The organism is Bifidobacterium amazonense, assembly GCF_018555435.2.
Lineage (GTDB): Bacteria > Actinomycetota > Actinomycetes > Actinomycetales > Bifidobacteriaceae > Bifidobacterium > Bifidobacterium amazonense.
On the sequence record NZ_JAFEJT020000104.1, the window covers coordinates 1 to 4,713 of the forward strand.

The window sequence follows — 4,713 nt, forward strand, 5'->3', positions numbered from 1 at the left end:
CCATCCGCATGGCCTACGGCTTCCACCACGTCACCAACCTCATCGCACTCATCATGCTCAGATGCGGCGGACTCAACATCCAACTACCAACACCAACAAACTAACCCACGAAAACAACAGAAGCCTCACATATATATGCGAACGAAGCCCACGGTACTGCTTATCAAAAACAATGTCGAACGAATTCCCTGCGGAGACCGTAGCCGGGCTTTCAAAACCACCTTCATTCTGGTCGTTCAGATCATCGTTTACATGTTCCTTGGACGGCCGCACTGTCACCAAACGAGTTTGCTCAGTATGTCGTCCAGCACTATCCGTAGCGGTATAAGTCAACGTGTATAGGCCGGGCTTAGAGGCATCGACGGTTCCCGTTACCTGAACTTTAACACTATTGCCGGCATTGTCCACTGCGCTTACATTGGCGAGCGGGTCGAATGTTTCACCGCGATCAATCGATGTGTCATACGCATAAATTGCCGGCGGAGCATCTTGCGTATTGGCTTTGAACTCTATGCTCACTTTCATAATGTTCGTGGTGTCGTAGTACTGACTATCCAGACGATACTGGTATGACACATAGACTGTTGTGGCCCCGATTCCGGCCGGGTTGGAAATGAGCACTCCATTATCATCAAGAGTTGCGTTAGTAATGCTTCCTTCGACAACCCTAGAACGGTCAAATGAGGGGTCATACTTTGTTAAATCCAGCCTGTCCGAATCGGCGACTTTGAAAGATTGGGTCGCAGCAACGTGTACTTCTCCAGTTCCGGTTTTCAACGACACAAGCTTATTGCCCGATATATTGAGATAAGTCAGCAAAGGATTCTTGCTGGCATCAAATGCCTTCAAGTCATTGAGACTCACATCAAGATTGGTCAGATTCTTATTCCCGTCAGAATTAAACTCGCTTAGTTGATTTGAACTAACTGTAAGTCTCTTCAAAGAAGTATTATGGCTCACATCAAGTCGTCGAAGATCATTTGAGTCAACTGCCAGAGACTCCAATTCGGGATTTCCAGATACGTCTAGAGATGTTAAATTATTGTCCTGTAGTCCAATTTCCTTAAGTTTAGCATTTTTGGAAAGATTTACTGACTGTAATCCATCGGAATTGAATTCCAAAGTCTCAAGGTTGGTATTGTGAGAAAGATCGAGAGTCTTAATCTTATGATATCCAACATCTAGAAGAACAAGATTGACATTTTTTGATAGATCCAATGATGTAAATTGGCCATACTGATCGGGATGAACATTGTCATTGGTCAATATCAGTCTCTCCAATTTGGTATTTTTGGAGAGATCAAGGCCGTTGAACTGATTGCGGCCAAGTTCAAGTTCGGTAAGCTCTGGATTGTGTGTTAAATCTAGTGACTTCAATGGCACATTATTAGCGGTTAAATTTGTCAATCTGATATTTTTTGACAAATCCAGAGAATCGAGATTGTCGTAACTAACAAAGAGGAAATCCAGATCTTGATTCTCGCTTGTATCCAATGAAGTGAGGCCTGCATAACCCGCATCCAGTCGTTTTAGTTTTTTGTTCGCGGATAAATCTACAGACTTAATATTTTTTGTATAATTCATACTTAGGGTACTAAGATTATCAAAATACTCAATGCCCTTGATATTATTTGCCGCCAGTTTATCAATGTTGATATAAGTTTGATTTCTTTCCCAGCTAGAAAGAACCCCGTCTCCAGCTTTGTCGCCAAAAGATGAGCCTGTATCGAAATTGTCCGATACAAACTGACGAAAAACCGGATCGGGGAAATTGGCCTCATTAATAACAACGCTACCACTTGCATCCGCTCCGGCACTTTCAGTCGCATTGGCGGTCGCGGTGATCATTATGCCGGCGGACAACATGGCCAGCGTCGATGCTACGCTCACAATCTTGGCGGTAAACCTGCCGCCTGCGGTATGGCCCTGTTTCATGAGCCAACCCCTTTCTTCTTCTTGCACCCTCACCCATGCAAGGGCTCGTCTCTATCATTACTCGGGGGGGGGCTCACTTTTTGAGGAAAAATCCAGAATATGGTCAGCTTGTGGTCAGTTCGGGTTCCCGTGTGACCAGTGATACGATCACTGCCACTTTTTCTCCATAAAAAGTGGCATGACGATACACTTTTCTATGAGAAAAAGCGGCATACGCCCGTCGACATCCGCATACCCGCTACCGAACCGTCATCTTCCATGTCGATATCGGTAGGTCTGTCATCGGGATTGGCGAACGCCACCACGGTCTTCGCACTGTTGTTTCAATCCAGCTTGAACACCAGATGCTGTTCATCGCGAGCCATTCCCATGCCTTCTGTCGCTGTTCTGCTACTTTGTGCTACTTTCTGCTCCCAGTAGCACAAAGTAGCAGAACAGTAGCAGCAAGAAACGCGGATGCCCGTTCCCGGAGCAGGACACCGGCGCATCGGTGGGCAAGAATCCTACAAGAACCGTCCCATTCTCCTTGTTTCCTGTGTCCCTAGAAGAAAGGTTCCTGACTATGACAGGAAACAACAAGGTTTGGCGCGCGCCGCTCGCCGGCCTCGCCTCCGTCGCGATGCTCGCGACCATGGGCGTCGCCGCCGGCACCGCGAACGCTCAGACTGGCGCCGCCCGCGTGGATCAGTACAAGGTCAGCGTGACGCTGCACGCGAACGCTCCGGAGAAGGCCTCCGCGAAGATCGACGAGAGCGACAAGAGCACGTTCTCGCTGGCCGAGCTGGACAGCGACAATAACGGCACTCTTGACGAGCTGTACACCGCGGACTACACGCTGAAGGCCCCGTCGAAGAACACCGTGTTCACTGGCTGGTACACCAAGGCCACGGGTGGCGAGAAGTTCGACTTCGCGAACACGGTGGTGAACTCGGACCTCGATCTGTACGCCCACTGGGCAGCGTCGGACGATATCGTGAACTTCACGTTCAACCTGGAGGGCACAAAGTCGGACGGCACTCCGTATCAATCGTTGTTCAAGGGCGCCAATGATGCCTATGGCACCGAAGCTGCTTCGGCTCGCGTGGACAACGGCAAGTCCTTCTTCAGCACTGACGGCACCACTTATAAGCTGAGTGTGTCGAAGGCGGACGGCAAGGTTGCTTCTTGGGAGCTTCCGACGGACCAGCCGGGCGATCAGACGGTCGTGACGAGCTGGAAGGCTGATCCGACTGGCGCCGGCACGTACACCCGCACGGTGACGAACGAAGAGCTGACGACCGGTTTCGCGAAGGCTCTCCCGTACGACAACTCCGGCCCGTACAACGTGAGCCTCGTTCAGGGTGCCACCTCGAAGGCCACCACTGTCCACTACCTGACCCCGGGCAACTCCCAGCTTGCGGAGTCGCAGGATGTGATCATTGGTCAGACCGTCCCGACCGATGTTCTCGTCAAGGATCCGTCGGGCGTGTACGGCCGCGTGTCCCAGTGGTACTACAACACCCACGTTGGCGGCTCCTACGAGAAGCTGCCGGCTGACTACAAGGCGAACGGCAACCAGGCTAACCTGAACCTGTACTCCGGCGCCACCACGGACGTATTCCCGGTGACGTACTGGACCGCCGTCGGCTACGATGGCACCGGCAACGGCTATGTGCAGCACTACGTGTCCGTGAGCATCGAGTATGTCGAGTCCGGCAAGACCGCCGTCAACGCTCCGAAGCTGACCCGCACGAACGACACGCTGGCCGGCTGGTCGACGTCGAAGGACTTCGGCGCTGCCAAGTTCGACTTCTCCACGAAGATCTACGACGCCACCAACCTGTACGCCCAGTGGAACTCGAACAAGGCGACCGTGACCTACGTGTACAACTATTCCGGCAAGAAGGATTCGCAGGCCTATGTGACCGGTCAGACGTTCACCGCTCCGAAGCCGACTCGTGACGGCCGCACGTTCCTTGGATGGTACTTCTACGGCAACGTTGATGCCAACGGCATCATCTCTCTCGTGAACTCCAAGAACCCGTTCACCGAGATCGGTTCCTCCAAGCAGGGCTCTGATTTCGTGAAGGCTTGGAACAACACGAAGGACAAGGTCACCGGCTGGAACACCTCTCGTGACGGCAACTATGTCGGCGACGGCATGTGGCTCGAGTCCGTGGCCAACTCCGCTGGTGCCGGCACCTATGCCGACGGCGCGGGCAAGACTGCTGTTCAGGTTCCGGCTGGCGCGAAGCTGAAGTTCAACGAGGACGGCGAGCTGCAGTTCCTGGCCACCAAGAAGACCTCCACTCCGGAGGGCGTGAAGACCACGAACTACTGGGTCACCATCTCCAACACGCTGTACGCCGCTTGGGGCCGTGTCTCCCAGTCCGATCTGGCCAACCAGGAGAACACCTACTGGAAGAACGACGCCTACGAGGTGACCAGCGATCTGTACACTGCCGCTTCGAAGGCCGCTGCGAACAAGGTCTTCAAGGAGGCCGCTGAGCTCAAGGCCACCCTCGGTGGCGCCGATGGCCAGCTGACCGATGACGAGGCCGCTCAGGTCGAGGCCAAGCTCAGCGAGGGCGAAGACCTGCTGGTGCAGACCGCTCCGACCCCGGTTGTCCGTCTGAAGAACGGTGCGAAGCACGTGTACTCCACCGATGACAACGAGCAGACCGTCCTCAAGCGCAACGGCTGGAAGGTCGAGGGCGTGGCGTTCTACGCGACCGCGCAGTCGGCCCCGAAGTCGACGGCCGTGTACCGTCTGTACAACCCGGCCAACGGCAACCACCT

Annotated in this window: 2 protein-coding genes; one reads left to right on the forward strand and one right to left on the reverse strand. The window is 53.5% G+C overall.

Annotation, left to right across the window (positions count from 1 at the left end; all coding sequences use genetic code 11):
• Positions 1-72: 72 nt before the first annotated feature.
• Positions 73-1,935 carry an immunoglobulin-like domain-containing protein gene (locus JS533_RS13330; RefSeq protein ID WP_241515279.1) on the reverse strand — a complete coding sequence of 621 codons (1,863 nt, stop codon included), beginning with the start codon at positions 1,933-1,935 and terminating at the stop codon, positions 73-75.
• Between the two features lie 562 nt (positions 1,936-2,497).
• Between JS533_RS13330 and JS533_RS13335 the strand changes: the two genes are divergently transcribed.
• A partial coding sequence (locus JS533_RS13335) for an InlB B-repeat-containing protein (protein WP_241515280.1) occupies positions 2,498-4,713 on the forward strand: 2,216 nt, incomplete at its 3' end.

What these genes read in the sequence shown, in the direction of transcription:
- JS533_RS13330 (WP_241515279.1), bottom strand. Translation starts at nt 1,935, where the DNA reads ATGAAACAGGGCCATACCGCAGGCGGCAGGTTTACCGCCAAGATTGTG.